At 41.9% G+C, this 17,668-nt stretch carries 13 protein-coding genes and 1 other RNA gene; 8 read left to right on the top strand and 6 right to left on the bottom strand.

Annotated elements, in window-relative coordinates; all coding sequences use genetic code 11:
* The first annotated feature begins 252 nt into the window (after nt 1–252).
* Nucleotides 253–2,241 (top strand): mechanosensitive ion channel family protein, encoded by a 1,989-nt coding sequence (locus tag QL886_RS01310; RefSeq protein WP_102091735.1) that lies wholly within the window; start codon nt 253–255, stop codon nt 2,239–2,241.
* Between the two features lie 61 nt (nt 2,242–2,302).
* Here the strand turns inward: QL886_RS01310 and QL886_RS01305 are convergent, their stop codons facing one another.
* The 5 genes from QL886_RS01305 to QL886_RS01285 form a co-directional block, all read right to left on the bottom strand.
* Nucleotides 2,303–2,935, bottom strand: coding sequence for a DNA-3-methyladenine glycosylase (locus QL886_RS01305; RefSeq protein ID WP_102091734.1), 633 nt, complete (start codon nt 2,933–2,935; stop codon nt 2,303–2,305).
* A 207-nt stretch (nt 2,936–3,142) separates the two neighbouring features.
* Entirely contained in the window at nt 3,143–3,874 is a 732-nt protein-coding gene (locus QL886_RS01300) for a Smr/MutS family protein (RefSeq protein ID WP_102091733.1), read from the bottom strand.
* A gap of 107 nt (nt 3,875–3,981) precedes the next feature.
* Entirely contained in the window at nt 3,982–4,851 is an 870-nt protein-coding gene (gene trpC, locus QL886_RS01295; protein ID WP_102091732.1) for an indole-3-glycerol phosphate synthase TrpC, read from the bottom strand.
* A 170-nt stretch (nt 4,852–5,021) separates the two neighbouring features.
* Nucleotides 5,022–6,143 carry an anthranilate phosphoribosyltransferase gene (trpD, locus tag QL886_RS01290; RefSeq protein WP_102091731.1) on the bottom strand — a complete coding sequence of 374 codons (1,122 nt, stop codon included), beginning with the start codon at nt 6,141–6,143 and terminating at the stop codon, nt 5,022–5,024.
* Nucleotides 6,144–6,241: 98 nt separating this feature from the next.
* Nucleotides 6,242–6,865 carry an aminodeoxychorismate/anthranilate synthase component II gene (locus tag QL886_RS01285; protein WP_102091730.1) on the bottom strand — a complete coding sequence of 208 codons (624 nt, stop codon included), beginning with the start codon at nt 6,863–6,865 and terminating at the stop codon, nt 6,242–6,244.
* Nucleotides 6,866–7,693: 828 nt separating this feature from the next.
* On the opposite strand from QL886_RS01285, the gene glnA reads away from it, so the two are divergent.
* Both glnA and QL886_RS01275 read left to right on the top strand, forming a co-directional pair.
* On the top strand, nt 7,694–9,103 hold the full coding sequence (gene glnA / locus QL886_RS01280) for a type I glutamate--ammonia ligase (RefSeq protein WP_057760355.1): 1,410 nt from the start codon (nt 7,694–7,696) through the stop codon (nt 9,101–9,103).
* A 201-nt stretch (nt 9,104–9,304) separates the two neighbouring features.
* The gene (locus QL886_RS01275) at nt 9,305–10,048 is read left to right on the top strand and encodes a DUF4124 domain-containing protein (RefSeq protein ID WP_102091729.1); all 744 of its coding nucleotides are present in this window, start codon (nt 9,305–9,307) and stop codon (nt 10,046–10,048) included.
* A gap of 123 nt (nt 10,049–10,171) precedes the next feature.
* Here the strand turns inward: QL886_RS01275 and QL886_RS01270 are convergent, their stop codons facing one another.
* Nucleotides 10,172–10,888 (bottom strand): SIMPL domain-containing protein, encoded by a 717-nt coding sequence (locus tag QL886_RS01270; protein ID WP_102091728.1) that lies wholly within the window; start codon nt 10,886–10,888, stop codon nt 10,172–10,174.
* 308 nt (nt 10,889–11,196) lie between these two features.
* Here QL886_RS01270 and ffs point away from each other — a divergent pair.
* From ffs to serC, 5 genes are all read left to right on the top strand, one after another.
* Nucleotides 11,197–11,293: signal recognition particle sRNA small type (gene ffs, locus QL886_RS01265), an RNA gene on the top strand.
* Between the two features lie 268 nt (nt 11,294–11,561).
* Complete coding sequence (locus QL886_RS01260) at nt 11,562–12,158, top strand: LemA family protein (RefSeq protein WP_102091727.1); 597 nt, start codon at nt 11,562–11,564, stop codon at nt 12,156–12,158.
* 13 nt (nt 12,159–12,171) lie between these two features.
* Complete coding sequence (locus QL886_RS01255) at nt 12,172–15,144, top strand: M48 family metalloprotease (RefSeq protein WP_228707095.1); 2,973 nt, start codon at nt 12,172–12,174, stop codon at nt 15,142–15,144.
* 114 nt (nt 15,145–15,258) lie between these two features.
* The gene (locus tag QL886_RS01250; RefSeq protein WP_102091725.1) at nt 15,259–16,167 is read left to right on the top strand and encodes a DNA polymerase III subunit psi; all 909 of its coding nucleotides are present in this window, start codon (nt 15,259–15,261) and stop codon (nt 16,165–16,167) included.
* Nucleotides 16,168–16,259: 92 nt separating this feature from the next.
* Entirely contained in the window at nt 16,260–17,387 is a 1,128-nt protein-coding gene (gene serC, locus QL886_RS01245; protein WP_102091724.1) for a 3-phosphoserine/phosphohydroxythreonine transaminase, read from the top strand.
* The last annotated feature ends 281 nt before the right edge of the window (nt 17,388–17,668 follow it).

Raw genomic sequence — 17,668 nt, 5'->3', positions numbered from 1 at the left:
GGTTAGCTTGCTAAATAGTCTATTAAAAATTACTTTACTTAGATATTCTATGAGAACTTATTGAATTTTATAAGATAAGCCTATCCTTAAAAACACCTACTATTAGAAGTGCACATAGAGTAAGAAACCAAATACCAATACAGTTAGCTACAAAATTGCGTAATCAAAAGCACTGCTGTTATAAATAATTGTTACTATAGTATGGACATCACCTGTCATTTATCATGCCATTTTTAAACTAAGAGGTTTGTTTTGTCTATCAAGCATAATCTGACTCCCAGTCCTTCGCCTAATTTATTCTCTGCTATTACTAAGATGCCATTTATAGTCGCGATGCTATTACTGACTATGCTGTTGAGTATTGCATTGCCAAATAATGCCTACGCTGTTGAGGCTGGCGCTTTGGGAGTAGGTAATGACAGTAGTGGAGAGACAGTAAGTACGCCATTGCCTGATTCGTTTGGCCGAGATACGCCGCGTCATACGGTACAAGGGTTTATCAGTGCGCTGGGTGAAAATGATTATTTGCTGGCAAGTAATTATCTCAACTTATCAAAGTCCGATAACCCAACGACCGTTGTGCGACAGTTTAAACAGGCACTAGATGCAGGTGGGCGTTTTCAGCCGGATCTACAGATTAGTAACTCACCTGAGGGTAATCTAACTGACCAGCTGCCACCTAGCCAAGAAAATGTCGGTGTGATTAATATCGGCGAGCGAAGTGTTCCGCTATTGCTAGAAAGAGTGGTCTCAAAACAAAACGAACAATATTGGCAGTTCTCTAGCGATACGCTGACCTCAGTACCAGAAGTGATAGAAAATACTGAGCCGACCTTAGTATCGCGCTATACGGTTGATTCTTTAGATGGTAAAAAGCTTTTCGGCTATCAGCTAGCTGATTTGGTTGCCGCGCTCACCATGATTGTGACTAGCTTTGTACTTACTTATGTCGCGGTATGGTTGCTATACCACTTATTAAGGATTGTTTATCCGTATTTGCGTGGTACGCCATTGCCGTTACCTAACAAAGTAATATTGCCACTCTCTGTGGTCATTATGGCATTGATACTATCAGAAGTGATGGTTTATGCAGGCGTATCGGTGACACTACGTGAGCCAGTCAATCGCTTTACGGATATAGCCTCTTGGTTGGCGCTGACTTGGCTACTATTACGAGTGATCGATGCGATATTTACTCGAGCGGTAAATCTAAGCTACAAGAAAAACTATACTGAGCGTGTCTCAATTTTGGGACTGCTGCGCAAGGTTGTCAAAGCGCTATTACTGATATTTGCAGTGATTGTTATTTTTGGCAATTTGGGTTTTGATTTGACCACTGGTATTGCGGCACTGGGTGTGGGTGGTTTGGCGTTAGCTCTTGGTGCGCAAAAGACGATCGAAAACCTAGTTGGTAGTGTTGTAGTGGTGGCAGATTCACCTGTGCGTATCGGTGACTACTGTAAATTCGGTACTTATGAAGGCACAGTTATCGACATTGGTATTCGCTCATCGCGTGTACGGACCTTGTCGCGGACGATTGTTACGGTACCAAATGGTGATTTTTCATCGATGCAAATCGAAAACTTTACCTCTCGCGATATGTTTCGTTTTTTCCATTACTTATATATTAAGCGTACCGCTGATCTTGACGTAATATTCAAAATGGTTAATGACTTGGATGAATTTATAAAAGAGCATGATTTGACCAATCAAGAATGGAATCAGGTCAATATTTTGGAGCTGCGCCAAGATTGCTATGTTATTCAGTTGCAAGCTTATGTGAATGCTATTGGTATCATTGAGTTCTATGACAAACAAAACGCTTTGTTTGTCGATATATTAAAGAAAGTCGCGAAATATAAAGTAGAACATGCATTGCCGACTCAGCAGTTGATTGTTAATCAAACGGAGCTTGAACATCATGTGGGAAGTAGCACTGATGAATCAGCAGAAGGAAATGAATCAGATAACAGTAGTAACTCTGCTAATAATGAAGTGTCTGATAACAAGGAAGTAAACACAAGCGTATACAGGAAAGATTACAACGACGATGGCGTTAATATTCGTAAAGATAGCGACAAGGCTAAAAATGATGTTGCAAGTCACCACAAATTCTCTATGGCGACCGTCTGCAGAAGTGGTGCGCTTAAGGCACTAAAGCATAAAAGTCATATGCTAAGAAAAAGTAAGTTTAAGCACACTAAAAACAAGTCTGGCTTTTCTATATGGAACCAGCCTTAAAAGAGACTCTTTGCTCACGAATGGTAGTGAATAACACTAGCTATGTTTTTTGCTCTATTAGTTATAAAGGTACTGCAGTTTTATCACGTAATGAGCCGTAGTACGACCAAAGCAATAGACTGGCAGCGCTGCGATAAGGTGACCAGTGCAGAGTTAAGTCCTTTAGCTGCTTGGGTGTTGGGCGCTCTGCTAAGCCTAATAACTCCATGGCTGCAACTTTAATGGCCAAATCATCGACAGCGAGTATGTCTGCACGTTTTAGCGAAAATAGTAAATACATCTCAGCTGTCCAGCGCCCAATGCCTGTCACAGCTGTCAAGGTTGTTATGACATCTTCATTTGGTAAAGTTTCTAAGGCTGCAAAGTCTATATTATGATCCACTAAAGAGCGTACATAACGAGTTTTTTGCTTAGACAATCCTTGTGTCTTCAAAGTATCATCTGTCGCTTCGCGTATCGCTTGCGGAGTGATTAATTCTGCATCAACCAACCGTTTCCAAATGCTGGCAGCGGCGGCAACTGATAACTGCTGACCAACCATCGCTCTCATCAACTGCTCAAACCCACCTGCATTATGCCTAAGATTAGGTGTACCGACCTGCTTATGGACAGGAGCAAACCTTGGTTCAATGGTAATCAGTGCAGCAATTTGCTGTTCTAGCTCGTTGGTATTTTCAATAGTCTGTATATTCATAGTGATTTCGCTTTGCTAATTAGAAGGAGCTCAAGTCAAGATATTAATGCAGAATGAGAAGCTAACATTAAATGGAATGTACATTAAAGAGAGCGTTCATTGAAGGAAACATCGTTGCAGTCTACGTCTAGACCATAAATGATTGATAGAAAAAGGACTGCAAATAAGCAGTCCTTTTTATGTAGTACCGTATCACTAACAATAGACCTATTCGCCATCTGCTTTAGGTTTTTTAAGTAGTACTAGTACAGCACCGTTACCACCATCTTTTGGTGGTGCAGAACAAAACGCTAGTACTTCTGGCAATTGACGTAACCAGCCATTGATACAGGTTTTTAGAATCGCTTCGCTACCTTTACCATGGACGATTTTTACCATAGTTTCGTTTTTCTGCTTGGCTTGGCTCAACAGTTGAGTCATCGCTTCGCGAGCTTCTTCTATCGTACAGCCATGGATATCTACCGCGTCATACCAACGCAGCTTGCCTTTTTTGAGCTGATCAAAGATTTTATTTTGCAGTGTTGGTTGCTTATAAGACAAATAAGCTTCAGCAGCAACAGGGTTCAGTAGTGCTTGCATATCTGACAAGCCTGCACCTAGATCCCTGGCTTCACTACCTTGAGCCGCAGCACGTTTTGATAGTGTCGCTGCATCAGGCTTACCTGCTTTAGTTGCGCTGGCAGGTGAGCGGACATTTTTGTCTTCTAGCTGATTGACACCATGCATGGCTTGCATAAACAGAACTTTATCGTCATCGATATGTTCACTATCTAGCTGCTTGACTGTCTTTTTTACTTGCTTTTGAGTCGGTAGCGACACTGGCTCAGTCGGCTTTTGATTCTCACCTTCAGGTGAATTGGTATCACGGCCCTTGCTCAGCTGGCCTTTGAGTTCTTTGAGCTGGTCTTGCATTTCTTTTGAAAACAGAGAGTTTGACATAAAAGTTAACGTATCGTTGATTGATGAATGGTTGATTGAACTATGTATATAGCATAGACATTGTTGAAGCTATTAGCATATATTTAAGCATAAATTATTGAGTTACTTTACCCGTCTGCTACGACGCCCGCAAGTAATGATTGTAACGCTTGCCCTGGATGATCAGTTTTCATAAATTGCTCACCGATCAAAAAGTGCTGAATCTCGTTATTTAGCATAAGACGAATATCATCACTGCTATGAATACCACTCTCGGTCACGATAAGTGGTTTTTGTTCAGCGCTATCAGCAGCGAGGGCATCGTTTAAAATTTTCTTGAGATCAAGCGTGGTTTGCAGGTCAACATCGAAGGTATTCAAATCACGGTTATTGATACCGTAGATATTGTGTACTGAACGTGGCAATTGTAGCGCACGCTCAAGCTCAGATTGGGTATGCACTTCTATCAATACGTCCATACCAAGCTCAATACTGAGTGCATGTAGCTCTTGTACTTGCGCATCATCTAGGCAAGCCATAATGAGGAGGATGCAGTCAGCGCCCATTAGGTAAGATTGATAGATTTGATAGACATCAATCATAAAGTCTTTACGTAATATCGGTAAGCTTGAGGTATTAGCCGCCTGAACAAGATAGATGTCATCGCCCTGAAAGTAATCACGATCGGTCAATACAGACAGACAACCAGCGCCCGCTTGCTCATACTGCTGCGCAAATAGAGCAGGGGTAAAGTTATGATTGATAATGCCTTTAGACGGCGAGGCTTTTTTAATCTCAGCAATGATACCGATACCATTTTCTTTAGTGCCAGCAGCACGTAATGCCGCGGCAAAACCTCGACGCGGTTTATCATCAGCTGCGACCTGTGCTTTCAAGTCCTCTAGAGACAATGCTTCGCGAGCGGCTTTTACTTCTTCTACTTTGGTGGCGACAATGCGCTGTAGCACTGATGGTATGTCTGAATGAGTTGTGGTCATACTGGTATCCGAATATCGTTAAATGTAAATATAGTCAGCAAGCTGTTAATAACTACTAAATGGCTACGACGTTGTCCTTCTTAGATGTACGACTTGTACAATCTGCGGTCGGCTGCCTGTTATTTTTTTTAAATTTCTTTGACTATAGACAGTATATAAATGCGTATAGATTAACCTTGAGCGACTAGCTGTTGGGTATAGTTGGCTAAAGACTCAAGTTTGAGTAAAGCATCGCCATTTTGAATGATTTTTTGTGCTCGGCTAACACCGTTAGGGTAGTTGCTGGCAAGCCCTGCGGTGTATATCGCGGCACCTGCATTTAGCGCAATCATGTCACGTGCTTTAAGTACAGCACGGTCATGAGTGTCGGCTCCAGATAGCGCAGCACGAATCAGATCTAAACTTTGTGCTGGAGAGTCGACATCTAGGCCGATAAGAGTTTGGGACTCGATACCCGCATCTTCTGGCATCATATCATAGACTGATATCTCGCCATCTTTTAGCTCAGCGACTGTGGTCGAAGTCGCAAGACTGATTTCATCAAGACCATCTTTTGCGCCTACTACCATGACATGACGTGCGCCTAAGTTTTTCATCACCTTAGCAATCGGCTCACATAACTGCGCGGTAAATACACCGATGACTAAGTTTGGCGTGCCAGCAGGGTTGGTCAATGGGCCCAAAATATTAAAGATGGTACGTGCTTTTAATTCACGGCGTACAGGGTTGGCATAACGCATGGCGCTGTGATGATTGGGTGCAAATAAAAACCCGATACCTTGGTTTTCGATACAGTCTTTTGCCTGATCTGGAGTTAATGCAAGACTGATACCTGCTTGCTCAAGTAAGTCTGAGCTACCCGATTTGGTCGAGACGCCGCGATTGCCGTGCTTAGCAACTTGTGCACCAGCTGCCGCAACAACCAATGCCGATGCAGTCGAGACATTAAACAAGTTAGCACCATCACCGCCAGTACCAACGATATCTACCAAGTAATCACAGTTCTTTGGTTCAATATTGGCGGCTAGTGCACGCATGGCACTGGCAGATGCAGTAATCTCATCAATGGATTCGCCCTTCATACGTAATCCCGTCAAGATAGCGCCCATCATAGCGTCGCTACATCTACCTTGCATGATAATCAGCATCACTTGATACATCTCATCAAAGGTTAAGTCAATGTGTTGAAATATTCTACCCAAAGCTGTGGTTAGCAATTGATGCGTTTGCTCGTCAGACAATTTTGCAATACTCTCTGGCGTGTGCGTTTCTTCTATTTTTGTTGTACTCATTGTAGTCTCACTTACTATTATTTTTTATGTGAATCTGTATGAAATTTGGCATGGGCTTATGAAAGCAGTATTTTTTACCAAGGTGTTTTTAGTCAAGTTTAACCAACTTGCGGTAGCTCATCGGATGTCAGGGTAGCCAAGCCATGAGTCTGTAAAAAGTTATTGAGCAATTGGTAACCTGCTTCGCTCAATATCGACTCAGGATGAAACTGAACACCTTCTACAGTAAACGCCTTATGGCGAATACCCATGATTTCCTCAATACTACCATCGGCATTTTGTGTCCATGCGGTGAGTTCAAGGCAGTCTGGTAGGCTTGTCTTGTCAATGACGAGTGAATGATAGCGCGTAACTTGTGACGGGTTAGGTAATCCAGCAAACACACCTTGCTCGTTGTGATAGATAGCTGATAAGCGGCCATGCATGACTTCGCCGGCTTTGACCACTTGACCGCCAAAGGCTTGACCGATCGCTTGATGACCCAAACAAATACCCAGTATAGGAATAATCCCTTTAAATGCCTCAATGGCTTGCAGCGAAATACCCGCACGGTCAGGATCGCACGGACCTGGGCCAATCACAATGACATCAGGTGCGAGGGTTTTAATCTGCTCAATGCTGACCTGATCATTACGCCAGACAGTGATGTCCTGCTTTAGCTCGCCGAAGTACTGTACGATATTGTACGTAAAGCTATCGTAATTATCGATCATCAAAATCATTAAGTCTTCAACTTATCAGTTTTATTATATTTTTAACATGAAATTTGTTCTCACTGTTATCGAGTCACTTGATTGCCGAACACAAGCAGCTCTGACTATAACAGAGGAGGTTATTGCGCGCGGTTATCTTACCACTATTTTGTTTTCTATCAAATGTAGGGTACGGGCTATCTAAGTAAGCACCAAGTAAAAACATATTTTTTATTATTTTTTTGACGCATAAAATAATGTAGTCAGAGACAATGTTATAAATTCAGCTATTAACATTGCACTATAAAATAGCATTTCAATAATAAATATATTTGTATTTGCACCAATTAAGTGCCTTTGGTTCTCAACTGGTGCTCTAATTAAGTGCTATTCTAAAAATTAATTTGATGGGAATTAATGAATATATAACGATATTAATCGTATAAATCACTGTAAATATTGATAATTAAATCTATCTATAACTATATCTGTTATCAGAGTGGCAATACATTGGCATAGCCTTTGCATTATTGCTGTTATGATTATTTTTAAAGCCAAGAAATTGGTCTAAAAATAATTATTAACAAGAGCCCGAAGAGTTCAGCATTATGAGTTGTATATTGCTAGAATGTCGTTAGGATTGAATTGGCGTATGTTAGACCATGTGCACAAATATTGGTCTGATTGAGTAAACGCTTTAGATGAGCATCTTGACTAATACGCAAAATAGTGCTGATAATAAGCATAATATCGAATGCGCTATTTTAGTATTGAGAGCACATCTGACATTCTTGGACAAGAACATCATATTAATAATTTTAAATCGCAATTACGTGATCAACACAACGGAGACTATTCATGTCGAATAAACTATTAGATCTTATCCAATCCTCTAATGCTAAATGGGTTGATTTTCGCTTTACTGATACACGCGGCAAAGAGCAGCACATCAGCTTTCCAGCGCATACCGTTGATGAAGATGTTATGGAAGATGGCAAAATGTTTGATGGCTCATCAATCGCTGGTTGGAAAGGTATCGAAGCGTCAGATATGATCTTGCGTCCTGATCCAGAAACTGCTTTTGTTGACCCGTTCTTTGACGCGGTGACTGTGGTCGTGACTTGCGATATCATCGAGCCATCAACGCTACAAGGTTATGACCGTGACCCACGCTCTATCGCACGCCGCGCTGAAGAGTATTTAAAGTCTACTGGTATCGGTGATACTGCTTACTTCGGTCCAGAGCCTGAGTTCTTTGTATTTGATGATGTTAAATGGTCAGTTGATATGTCTGGCGTTAGTCATAAAATCACGGCTGAAGAAGCAGCATGGTCGACTAACGAGACTTACGAGTGGGGCAACATGGCGCATCGCCCACGTGTGAAAGGCGGCTATTTCCCAGTACCACCAATCGATAGCTCACATGATATGCGTGCTGTTATGTGTGAACGTATCGAAGAAATCGTTGGTGAAGGTTCGGTTGAAGTTCATCACCATGAAGTGGCTTCTTGCCAGTCTGAAATCGGTGTTGCATTCAACACGATGGTACGTAAAGCGGATGAAGTTCAGCAATTGAAATATGTTGTTCATAACGTTGCGCATCAGTTTGGCAAAACAGCGACCTTTATGCCTAAGCCAATCGTTGGTGATAACGGTTCAGGTATGCACGTACATATGTCAATCTCAAAAGACGGTGTAAACACATTCTCTGGTGATGAGTATGCTGGTCTGTCTGAAACAGCATTGTATTTCATTGGCGGTATTATCAAGCATGCTCGTGCGTTGAACGCGATTACTAACCCATCAACGAACAGCTATAAGCGCCTAGTACCACATTATGAAGCGCCTATCAAACTTGCTTATTCAGCATCTAACCGTTCAGCATCTATCCGTATTCCACACGTAAGCAGTCCGAAAGCGGTACGTGTAGAAGCACGTTTCCCTGATCCAACGGCTAACCCATACCTAGCGTTTGCTGCATTGTTGATGGCCGGCCTTGACGGTATCCAAAACAAAATGCATCCAGGCGAAGCTGCGGACAAAAACTTGTATGACTTGCCACCAGAAGAAGAAGCACAAATCCCAACGGTTGCAGAGAGCTTAGACGTTGCACTACAAGCATTGCGTGACGATCATGACTTCTTATTAAAAGGTGATGTCTTCACTGAAGACATGCTAGAAGCGTTTATTGCTTTGAAAGAAGAAGAAGTACAACGTTTGAACGTAACTGTACACCCTGTCGAATTTGACATGTACTACAGCTGCTAATTAGTCGCTAAAACACTCATTTATTTTGAGTCACAAAACCAGCTAAGGTTAACTTGGCTGGTTTTTTTATGCGTATTAATAAAGTGTATCAGTCCAATTGCTGAATTTTCTTTGAAATCGCTACTGATTTCATGTCAAAACTCACGCATAATAGTTTTATAAAATTATATTAATAGTAGACACTATCTAGGTTGATGGATTATGACTTTATTAGCAAAACCGAGTTTCTTGAAGAGTAGGATTAGAGTTGGGTTATGGACTACGGTTGCTCTCGCTAGTCTTTGTACATCTCTCACGAATGCTGCACCTATTTACAAAGTGGTCGATGAGCAAACCGGTCAAGTCACCTTTACCGACCGTCCACAGGATTATGAGCAGCAAGTTGGCAAACAAGTCAGTCAAATGGCTATTACGACGGGTAATGAGACGAGCAGATCAACTAGTCTGAATACGACAACCAATCCTAATACAAGTCGCCAATCATCAAATGCGTCGCAGACAGTGACTGCTACTGAGTCGCCTGCGATAAATACTAAGGTGACCACGCCAGTAAACTATCAGTTAGCCATTACTGAACCTAGCGAAGAGAGAGCCTATCGTCGTCCCGTACAGAATATCGATGTCAATGTGCAGATTAAGCCTGCGTTACAGGCAGGTGATAATGCCCGTATTTATTTTGATGATAAAGAGGTTGCACAAGGTTTGAGCGCGTCTATTGCTACTGTTGATGTTTTGCCAGGTACTCATACAATTAAGGCCATTATACAAAGCGAAACTGGCCAAACACTTGAGCAAATCACACGTACTGTATATGTGATTCAAAATACAACCACATTGCAAGACAACAAAAGAAAGGCTGCGCAGCTATTGGCTTACCAAAAGCTAGCTTGGTATCAAAAATTGATGCTAAAGCTGCGTCAACAGGAAGTTGCTCAGTCACAATGATGGTCTCAATAATGATTGAATATAATGAATAGACATCGCTAGCAAAATAAAAAGGCAAGCACCGTTAACGATGCTTGCCTTTTTTAATGTGAATCACTTATTTTATTTGAACTATAAGCTGTCTTATTTAGTTAGCTCGATGGTACCGTTAGCAGTCACCGAAATAGTACTGTTGCCAGACTCAAAGCTTTGGCTTGGTACTGACTCGTCTGCCATTCCTGATTTCATGCTCATAGCGCTATACATTGGACGTGGATAGTTGCTACCTGTGTTTAGGTTAACATTGACGACGCGATAGCCACGAGCATCCCACGCGCGGGTAAGGCTCTTAGCTTGCTGCTGAAAAGCGCGAGAAGCTTCGGTCATTAATTTTTGCTCTAGAGCATCTTTTTTGGTATCTGATACACCAAAATTAAGATTGTCCATCACCAAGGTTTCTTGCAAATCAGCAATTAGTTGGCTAGTCGCTGAAAAGTCTGTGCTTTTTAAGTCTATGTTTGCTTGACCTGTCCAGCCAATGATTTTATCGTTCTTGTCGTAGCGTGGATAGGTACGCTGTTGCCCTGTGCTCACGGTCACGCTAGGGTAGCGCTTGGCGATTTTCATGGCATTGTTGATTGAGGTGTTAAGCATTGTAGCTAAAGTCTTAGAGTCAGTTGCTTGTGCTTTCTTGTACAAGCTGGCTCGTACTTCATCGTTCTGAATCTCTTCTTTTATTTCTGTCTGAAATGTCAGTTGATCATAGCCTGTTGGCTCTGCATGGGCGCTACCCATCATCGCTGTCATGAGACAAACCGTACCAGAAGCTAGTGCTGCTTTATTCAATAAAGTATTTTTCATTATTATCTCCTAAGTTGATTCTAATAATATATAAATGACAATTATCAACGCTCATTCATACATGAAAAGTTGTCCCTATTGTTCTCTAGAAATCGACATGGGTGCAACTTCATTCACTAAAATAGCAAAATTCATATAAGTTGCTGTGAGAATTTTGTGACCTAAGTTACTGATATAATTTGTGCTCATACATTGCGGACCTGAGCTAATGAACTAAATGACAGTGCTATTTAGGGCCTAAAGCAAACAGTTTTAAGATAGGGGTTGTAAAATTAAAAATTTCTTGTATAATTTGCGACTGGTGGCTCCATTGGTAGCCTCGCAACATTGTTCTATGAATCCCGCCAGGACCGGAAGGTAGCAACGGTAATAGTTATAGTGTGTGCCGAGGATGTGCTGATGGAGTCGCTTTTTTTTGCCTAAAATTTGATAATTATATTTATAAAGTATCAAAGACATATTTGTAATGTATTAAGCCCTTCATTGTAAAGGGCTTTTTTTGGGTCAAATTTTTGTCTGATGGTTAGCTAATTGCTTATGTAGTTTTCAATTTAATTTCCTGTTCGATTTCCTTTATAGTTCCGATCTAGTTCTAAGGTTTTATTGATTAATATGAGTTAAAATACAATGTATTAACTTTTTATTAACATTCTAGACACCTTGGAGTTTGATTATGAAGATGTTTGTTTGGCTATTCATTGCATTTTTGGTGTTGGTAGTTGTGTTTGGGGTATCTATTTTTAATAGATTGGTACGCGCACGTAACCAAGCAAAGAACGGCTTTGCTCAAATAGATGTGCAACTAAAGCGTCGTCATGATCTGATTCCAAACTTGGTCGAAACTGCCAAGCGTTATTTGAGTCATGAAGAAGAAACACTCACTCGCGTCATTAGCGCGCGTAATCATGCTCAAGATCTACAAGACTCTAATAAGCATCAGCCAGACTCGCTAGAGCATATGGCACTGTTTGCAAAAGCAGAAGGTATGCTGTCTAAAGCGTTGGGTCAATTTTCCGCTGTCGTCGAAGCCTACCCAGAGCTCAAAGCCGATAGTATGATCAAGGAACTCATGGACGAACTAACCAATACGGAAAATCGCATCGGATTTGCCCGTCAGCATTATAATGACAGCGTAATGTTTTATAATAATGATCGCGAAGTATTCCCGAATAACCTCGTTAGTACGACTTTTGGCTTTCGTCCACTCAGTCAGTTGGTATTCGAAGATAGAGAGGCGATTGCTCAGGCACCGATTGTAAACATGGGCTAAGGTTTAGACAATTTTGGCGAACTCTAGGCAGCCTAATCTGATGGATTTTTTTGGTGAACAGCGGATACGTACGCGGCGCAGTCTATTACTTTATGGACTGTTTTTCCTGATTGTACTTGCTCATATGGCAGTGGGACTGGCTGTCATGTCTATACTGCTGACAGTATTTACAGGCGGTATATACTACTGGGTATTGGTTCTGGTCATTGTCTTGACGTTAGGCAGTTTCGTTGGTGGTAGTTTTTTAGAGTATCGACGCCTGCGAGCAGGTGGCCGCGCTATTGCTCAGCGAGTAGGGGCGGTTAGGCTATTCATTGATAACAGCCAAGAAGCATGGGAGCACAGTCAAGGAGTCGCTCATCAACACGAAGCTGAAGAAAAGGTTCGCTATAGTTCACGTCATATAGCAGTACGTGACGAGCGCGATTTTCCGCCCGTTTATCGTCGCTACTATGAAATCGCTCAACAACTGGCCATTGCTTCAGGTTTGCAAACCCCTATTTTGTACGTGCTACCTGACGAGCAGGGTATCAATGGTTTCGTCGCTGGTCGCCATAGCTCAGATATGGTACTCGTCGTTACCCAAGGTGCGCTAGATAAACTGTCTGATGAGGCGCTATACGGACTCATCGGTCATGAATATGGTCATATATTGCACGGCGATGCTACGTTCAATCTACAGCTAATGGTGGTATTAGCAGGCTTACAGATACTATATGACTGGAGTGACCCAATATCCAATCATATCTCTAATCGTCTCTCTAATTATAGTCACTTTGATAGCGATAGTATCTCCCAAAAGTCTCTATCACAGAGACAGGTTGATATGCTAGCACGCAATACAGAAGCGCAAACGGCCAATTTCACCACTCATAGTGAATGGGTCGCCTACTGGCAGCAGCAATCACAACAACAGCAATCCTCAGCCAAGCGTCAGTCTAAATGGGTACAAACGCCACCTACAATAGATCGTCAAGCCCCGCGTAGTGTCTGGACATTGCTACTGCATGGTTTAAGCTTCTCTAGTATGGCAAGCGCACAGTTGATTAAGCACAGTTTTAATCGTGAGCGTGAGCTACTTGCTGATGCCACCAGTGTTCAATTGACACGTACACCTGCGATTATCGAAACCTTAAAAGCCATTCATCAAGACTCGCTCGGCTCGCGTTTGTCTGGTATCGCCGATATCAATGGACTCAGCCATTTTTTCTTTGCTAGTAGTGGTGCAGACTTGGGTGATGTATCGTGGTTTGCCACCCATCCAAGCTTGACTGAGCGTATGAGCGCTATTAATGCGGATGCTTATCATCAATTCGCAGTACAAGTCGCCAAAGAAAAGCGAATAAATCAGCAAAAGGTCAAAGAAATATATAGGCAACGACGCTTAGGTGATTGGGGAGCAAAAAAAGAAAATAGCCTAAGTGAAGATTTACCAGACAAAAACTTGCAGCAGTCGTCGTTACTTGGATCTCAAACAGCTGCAACGATTAATACAGGTGACACTAAACAGATAAGTGATGGAAAAGTTCTTGCTGAGTCTATAAGCGAAAATCGTAATAAAGATAATGGCGAATCAGAGATTGATGACGGTTTAGAGTTTGCCGTAGAAGCTGATGTCGTGGTCGATGGGAGGCTTCAAGTACAGGCCAAAGACGTTGGCGTTCACCAGCTATTAAAACCGTGGCAGTCCAAACCTGACGCTGACCTACCAGAAAACACATTAATTGGATTTAATGATATTAAAAAGGTATCACTACCTCAGTATATACTCAATCATAGTCATCATCCTTTAGGTGCGCTAGCATTAGTCGAAGCTGTCTTGCTTTGTCATCAGCATCAACCATTATCAACGACTGTCATGTATAGTTTGAATGATATTTGGAATGATGGCTTCCCTGTTGCGACTGACTCGACTTCCTATGAGCAAGTATTGTCACATACGGTAGATGCTAAGCTGATGACAGTAGTAGCCAGTTTGGACAGGCGTTTAGACAGCGCTTTGATTGAGCTCGCCTTAAATCAATTGCATCAAAAGAATTTATCTGAACTATGTATCGAAGATCTGAAGCTCAAAAGTAAAGACGATCATAGTCACGACAGTCATCAGTACTATAAAAAACAAGAGAAATGCCGTACGATGTTGTTGCGTTATCAGCAGGGCATATTTGAGTTATTTAACCAACAGCTGACATCTGACTTAACCAAAAGCTTAGCTTCTGATTCGTCAGATCAAAATATATCTAGTGATAACTCCAATGCTATGGCTCTGAATAACCCATTAGCTTTAGCAAATCAAAAATCGCCAATATTATCATTATGGCAAGCGCTATATTTGCAGCAGTTACTACCGATATTGTCTAAAGTTTTACAAGATACAGACGCGCAGTCTCTATGGCCGCAAATACTGAAGACTGGTATGGAAGACGTAAGGGCGCAACTAGATCCTTCAAGTCAGGTGTTTACAGGACTTAGTAAATCAGAAGTATCAGTTGTTGTCTTATTGGCTTATCGACTATCAAAAGATGCCAAAGGCCAGATGATCTCACTGCATGACCAACCGCTATTGAGTGAGGGTACTGACAGTGTGGCGCATTATATTGTAGATTTGAGACGGCATGCGCGCTTGATTGATATTGATCTTATGACAGTAAGCGATGTTAATTTACAGTGGCTATTATTGACCGCACAGCACTTGAATAGCATTCAGTTATTGGCGATTATTTCTGCGGTTCCTGTCTCTGCCAATCACTTTATCAAGCGCTTGGTAGGTGATCCGAATGCTGATAATTATCGAGAGAAGCAACAGGATGGTAGTCAAATAGATTATAATGAAAGTGAAATGAGCCAGCCTACTCATAATGAGTATCGCCAATGGCTAAGTACGTTGCATACGGTGATGTTACACGATACGATAATCAGCCAAGATGAATACGATTGTTTGTTGGCAATATCAGAGCGTTGGCTCGGTATTCGACAGCTGTTTTGATGGGCATGTATTTATTACTTAATTGATAGTATAGCGCATGCTTAATGAGAGCTGCCAAAACCATAAAAACATCTATAAATGATATAAACAAAATGAGTAGGATAGTAGAGTCGAATGAGTGATACCCAAGACCCGCTAACTGTATTACAGCGCCGTGTGCAGCAACGCCAAATTCTAGCGATGATAGGTATCAATCAGTGGGTACAACCTGAGTCAGAAACCATCAATATGGCTGACATTGCGACAGCTTCGGTTGAGCAGTCAAATATTGTTTCCACTGATATTGAGTCTAGTAACAATGAAGTAGTGAGCGTTGGAATTTTAGGCACAGTTGATCGATCGACTGATGGTTATGATATCAATGATTACAATGCTAAGGGCTATGTTGCCGATGAGTATGATCCTGATTTGCAAGCTACCGCTGAGCAGACGGCTAGCGAGCAAAGCCCTGTTATTTATAGTTTTGATTCCGTTGATTCAACTACGGTTAGTTCAAGTACTGGGTCTATCTATCATGACATCCCAAGTACTACATCGAACCAAACTGCTGTAACCTCTACGAATGCACCTATTGAGCAACCTCAATCTGCGCAGAGTAATTTTCCGCAAAGTAGTTTTCCACAGAGTACTAGTGATGACAGCATAAATGATGATAGCTTAAAAAAAGTAGCACCATTTGACCTGCAAGGTGGCCGCTATGGTGACTGGGTGATATTGGTTGATATCAAAGCGCTAAATAGTGACAGTCAAAAACTATGGCAAAACATCACCCAAGCGCTATCAATCACCTGTGAGACCACCTCATTCCCGATTTGTGATGGTATGGATACTGCTGAGCTTGCCAATGCCAGTCTTGCAGGATATATTTTTCGAATTGGCCGAAGCGAAGAAATACAAGTTGCTGCACTGACCGCGCTGCCTGATGGCCTTCAACATCCCAATCTGACCACTGTGCCGACATTAGAAGAAATGCTCGCAGACAGTGATGCTAAACGTCAGCTGTGGGAGCAGATATCTCATTGAGTTGTATAAAAACTAACATCGATACCAATGCCTTTATCAACAAACTGAAATAAAAAACATCCTTTTATTTCATCATACCTAGGACTGTGATTATGCCTACAACCCCAACGTCTACAGCAACTGCCACCCCGCATCGCCTGCCAAATTTTTGTGCTGGCCCTGCTACCATGCCAACAGCCGTATTAGAGCGCGCACAGAGCGAACTGCTTGATTGGCAAGGTCGCGGCCTGTCGGTCATGGAAGTCAGCCATCGTAGCAAAGAGTATATGGCCATTACTGACAAAGCGGAAGCTAAGCTACGCACGCTTATGGAAATACCAGATAACTATAAAGTGCTGTTTTTGCAAGGCGGCGCAAGTTTGCAGTTTTCTGCGATTCCATTGAATCTGTTAAATGGTGGACGCGGTGACTATTTGACGACTGGTGCATGGTCAGGTAAAGCGATCAAAGAAGCCAAGCGCTATGAAGCGTTGGGTCTGGGCGAAATTAACCTAGTTGCAACTGGCAAAGAGAATAACTTTACTGACGTACCAGCGCAAAGCGATTGGAATATCAGTAAAGACGCCGCTTATTTTCATTACTGTGCTAATGAAACAATTCATGGCCTACAGATATTTGAGCCGCCACAAGTAGATGCGCCAATCATTGCTGATATGTCATCTTGTATCTTGTCACAGCCGATAGATGTGTCTAAATTTGGCATGATCTACGCGGGCGCACAGAAAAACATCGGTCCTGCAGGTCTAGTCATTGTCATTATCCGTGATGATTTGATGGGGCAAGCAAGTGAATGGTGTCCTATGCTGCTGAACTATGAGCATCAAGCTGACAAAGAGTCTATGTCTAACACGCCAGCGACGTATTCTTGGTACTTAGCAGGGCTGGTGTTTGATTGGTTGGAAGAGCAGGGCGGTGTGGCTGCTATCGGTAAAATCAATCAGCAAAAAGCTGACTTACTTTATAAGACAATCGATGACAGCAGTTTTTATAATAATCCAGTAGACTCTAAGTATCGTTCTATCATGAACGTGCCATTTACTTTAGCAGACAGCAGCCTTGATAAAGTATTCTTAGAAGAGTCAGAAAAAGCTGGCTTGTTAAATCTAAAAGGTCATCGTGACGTAGGCGGTATGCGAGCCAGCATCTACAATGCCGTACCAATTGAGTGGGTACAGCAGCTGGTTGACTTTATGATTGCTTTTGAAAAAAAGCACGCCTAAGCAAAAGAGTAACCGCTAGCGTATAAAATTTTCATATATAAACTGCACATCAAGAAGGGCGTAACTAGTCATGGTTGCGCCTTTTTTATATTTATAAAGAGACAGTTTGGTTATGCTAGCGCGTAGTAATAATAGAGCAATGCTATCACCATTAAACGATATCCACGGCAAACCATTAGGTTAAAAAACCTAAGTTTGTTATGATAAAATTTTGCTATAACGCTGTTTTGCTGTCAGGCTTTACGTTTTGATATTTATATTGTTTAGCATAGAGGTTTGTT

The sequence above is a fragment of the Psychrobacter sp. APC 3281 genome (assembly GCF_030407815.1).
Lineage (GTDB): Bacteria > Pseudomonadota > Gammaproteobacteria > Pseudomonadales > Moraxellaceae > Psychrobacter.
The sequence above is the reverse complement of the archived record's forward strand: the minus strand, read 5'-3'. Positions and strand labels throughout refer to the sequence as shown.

Coding starts and splice junctions, on each gene's coding strand:
- QL886_RS01305 (WP_102091734.1), bottom strand. CDS start 2,935: ATGAATATACAGACTATTGAAAATACCAACGAGCTAGAACAGCAAATT.
- QL886_RS01300 (WP_102091733.1), bottom strand. CDS start 3,874: ATGTCAAACTCTCTGTTTTCAAAAGAAATGCAAGACCAGCTCAAAGAA.
- trpC (WP_102091732.1), bottom strand. CDS start 4,851: ATGACCACAACTCATTCAGACATACCATCAGTGCTACAGCGCATTGTC.
- trpD (WP_102091731.1), bottom strand. CDS start 6,143: ATGAGTACAACAAAAATAGAAGAAACGCACACGCCAGAGAGTATTGCA.
- QL886_RS01285 (WP_102091730.1), bottom strand. CDS start 6,865: ATGATTTTGATGATCGATAATTACGATAGCTTTACGTACAATATCGTA.
- glnA (WP_057760355.1), top strand. CDS start 7,694: ATGTCGAATAAACTATTAGATCTTATCCAATCCTCTAATGCTAAATGG.
- QL886_RS01275 (WP_102091729.1), top strand. CDS start 9,305: ATGACTTTATTAGCAAAACCGAGTTTCTTGAAGAGTAGGATTAGAGTT.
- QL886_RS01270 (WP_102091728.1), bottom strand. CDS start 10,888: ATGAAAAATACTTTATTGAATAAAGCAGCACTAGCTTCTGGTACGGTT.
- QL886_RS01260 (WP_102091727.1), top strand. CDS start 11,562: ATGAAGATGTTTGTTTGGCTATTCATTGCATTTTTGGTGTTGGTAGTT.
- QL886_RS01250 (WP_102091725.1), top strand. CDS start 15,259: ATGAGTGATACCCAAGACCCGCTAACTGTATTACAGCGCCGTGTGCAG.
- serC (WP_102091724.1), top strand. CDS start 16,260: ATGCCTACAACCCCAACGTCTACAGCAACTGCCACCCCGCATCGCCTG.